2 protein-coding genes are annotated in these 2,135 nt (G+C 41.3%); both read right to left on the minus strand.

The genetic code is table 11. The annotated features are described in order from the left end of the window. Positions 1-79: 79 nt before the first annotated feature. A complete protein-coding gene (locus O71_RS19690; RefSeq protein ID WP_040574910.1) occupies positions 80-1,081 on the minus strand; it encodes an SDR family oxidoreductase in 1,002 nt (333 codons plus the stop codon). 81 nt (positions 1,082-1,162) lie between these two features. Continuing rightward, positions 1,163-2,135 (minus strand): nucleotide sugar dehydrogenase (locus tag O71_RS19695; protein ID WP_007660515.1); only part of this gene is annotated, 973 nt, incomplete at its 5' end.

Consider the following 2,135-nt stretch of genomic DNA (forward strand, 5'->3'; position numbering starts at 1 on the left):
CAATTCTTTAGATATCTCAATTTTCATTTTTAAATCGCTAATGTTAAGAAAAGCCTAGGTATTAGTTTTTATTACAATATTACAATTTTTGATATATGGGTTTAGCATTTTTGTACCAATGAAAGGCTATTTGTATTCCTTGATGTACTGAAAATGCAGGTTTATAATTAATAAGTGTTTTCGCTTTACTGATGTCTGCTAAACTATGTCTTACATCCCCTTTTCTTTCCTCACGATATTCAGCAAGCAAAGCTATCCCTGCAATTTCATTAATTCGCTCCCATAACTGATTAAGTGTAGTCCGTTCACCAAAAGCAATATTGACTACTTCATGTTGCTTTACATTTTCGACTAACATCGCCTTAACATTTGCCTGAACCGCATTCTCTACAAATGTAAAATCCCTACTTGTCTCACCGTCACCATTAATATAAGGTGCTTCCTGCTGAAGGGCGGCTTCAATAAATAGTGGAATCACCGCAGCATAAGGACCCTTTGGGTTTTGCTTTGGTCCGAAAACGTTAAAATACCTTAATCCTATTGTATGAAAATCAAAAGTCTTTGAAAACACACTCGCATATAACTCATTCACATACTTTGTGACAGCATAGGGAGATAGCGGGTTACCAATTTTATCCTCCACCTTAGGGAGTCCTGGATGATCACCATATGTACTCGAACTAGCTGCATATACAAAGCTTTTTACCCGGGCATCTCTAGCTGCTACTAGCATATTTAAGAAGCCAGTAACATTTACTTCATTGCTTGTAATTGGATCATTTATGGACCGGGGTACAGAACCAAGTGCAGCCTGATGAGATACGAAATCAATTCCTTGGAGTGCTTCGCGGCATGTTTCTAAGCTTCGTATGTCACCTTCTATCAGTTCAAAGGCTGGATGGCTCCTGAACTCCTCTATATTTGCGTGAGTGCCAGTTGAGAAATTGTCTAGTACTCTTACCTTACCAGCTCCGTATTTGAGTAGGTATTCAACAATATTGGAGCCTATGAAGCCTGCTCCTCCTGTAATCAGGAAAGTACTTTGGCTTAAGTCTTGTGTGTGGTAGGGGATGTTATACATATCCATTCTCGTTAAATAAGTTTGAAGTATCGGGTCAAACCACCCCTACCCCTCCTTAGCCAAGGGGGACCTTAATTTTTTTTAAAGACGGGCGTCGGAGAGTTCTTTTGGGAGAACACCTTTAACGTCGTATATGATGGCTTTTTCTTTACAGAGAATGTTCAGATCAAGTGACTTGAACTCGTTATGGGAAACTGCCAGGATGATCGCATCACAGTCAGTCACACCATTTAATTCTTTTACGGAGTCCCAGCCATACTCGTGCTTCACTTCTGCTGGCTCGGCCCATGGGTCATAAATCGTGATGTTAGTATCGTAGTCTTTGAGTGTGTGTAGGATATCCACTACTTTCGTATTACGCACATCCGGACAATTCTCTTTGAAAGTGATTCCAAGCACAAGGATTTTGGCTCCTTTTACAGGTATGTCCTTCTTCACCATCAATTTAATCACTTCATGGGCTACATATTCGCCCATACCATCATTAAGACGGCGCCCGGCCAAAATGATCTCTGGGTGATAACCGGCTTCCTGAGCTTTTTGTGCTAAGTAGTAAGGATCTACACCTATACAGTGTCCACCTACCAGACCAGGTTTAAATTTAAGGAAGTTCCACTTCGTACCAGCTGCTTCTAAAACTTCATCTGTGTCGATACCCAGGCGATTGAAAATCTTCGCCAACTCGTTAACAAAGGCAATGTTAATATCGCGTTGCGCATTTTCAATAACTTTGGCGGCTTCAGCAACTTTGATGGAAGCTGCTTTATGCGTACCCGCTGTGATCACGCTTCTGTAGAGTTTATCTACCTTCTCTGCAGTTTCAGGTGTAGAGCCGGAAGTGATCTTTAGAATTTTTGCAACTGTGTGCTCCTTATCTCCTGGGTTGATTCGTTCTGGTGAATAACCGGCATAGAAGTCTTCATTAAACTTCAAACCAGACACTCGCTCCAGTACCGGCACGCACTCTTCTTCTGTTACACCTGGATAAACAGTAGATTCATAGATCACGATGTCCCCACGTTTTAATACTTTTCCCACTGTTTCGCTGGCCTTA

The sequence above is a fragment of the Pontibacter sp. BAB1700 genome (genome assembly GCF_000277005.1).
Classification (GTDB): Bacteria; Bacteroidota; Bacteroidia; order Cytophagales; family Hymenobacteraceae; genus Pontibacter; species Pontibacter lucknowensis.

What these genes read in the sequence shown, in the direction of transcription:
- O71_RS19690 (WP_040574910.1), bottom strand. Translation starts at nt 1,081, where the DNA reads ATGTATAACATCCCCTACCACACACAAGACTTAAGCCAAAGTACTTTC.